Here is a 650-nt window from a genome sequence, read left to right as displayed (position 1 = left end):
CGGCAAGTGATTCAAAATACGGAATTGTGTGCGAACTTTGCCACTCTTCCGTTTTCGGCAAATCAGTGTGTGAAAAAACCATCACTGCCAGTGTCACCAAAATCACACCTTTCACTGCACCGAATACGCCGCCAAGCAAACGGTTGATGCTTCCCAAACCAACGGCAGACATCAAACTGCTCAACAGCGATCGTGCCAGTTTCTGCAACAGCCATGCCAGAAAAAACACAGCGGCAAAACCCATGGCAACCGCCAAAGAATGCGGCTCAACCGATTTAAAGACCACATCGGCAAACGGCATGGCAAGCGTTCTGGCGGCAATAAACGATACCACCCACGCCACCATCGCCCCTGCTTCGGCAATAATACCCCGTGTCAACGAGATAATGATGCAGATGACGATGACGGCGGCAGCCAACAAATCGGCAACAGGCAAATTACTCACTGGTCACCTGACCGGCAATGCCATGTACACGCAATTTGTTCAAATCGCGCTCGGCATCGCGTGCATTTTTATAACTGGCTGATTTCACGCGATACACCTTACCTTTATCGGTCATCACTTCAGTAATGGTCGAGTCGATACCTGCGGCTTTCATTTTACGTTGCAGGCTTTGCGCACGTTCTTTTTCAGCATAACCAGCCTGAAT

2 protein-coding genes are annotated in these 650 nt (G+C 49.7%); both read right to left on the bottom strand.

Annotated elements, in window-relative coordinates; genetic code table 11:
* A partial coding sequence (locus tag ACTHUR_RS15050) for a CvpA family protein (RefSeq protein ID WP_440399414.1) occupies nt 1-445 on the bottom strand: 445 nt, incomplete at its 3' end.
* The coding region (locus ACTHUR_RS15045; protein ID WP_440347598.1) for an SPOR domain-containing protein at nt 438-650 on the bottom strand (213 nt) is incomplete at its 5' end. The genes ACTHUR_RS15050 and ACTHUR_RS15045, both read right to left, overlap by 8 nt.

Source organism: Neisseria sp. P0021.S007 (genome assembly GCF_051956855.1).
This window is presented reverse-complemented; position numbering and strand designations above follow the sequence as displayed.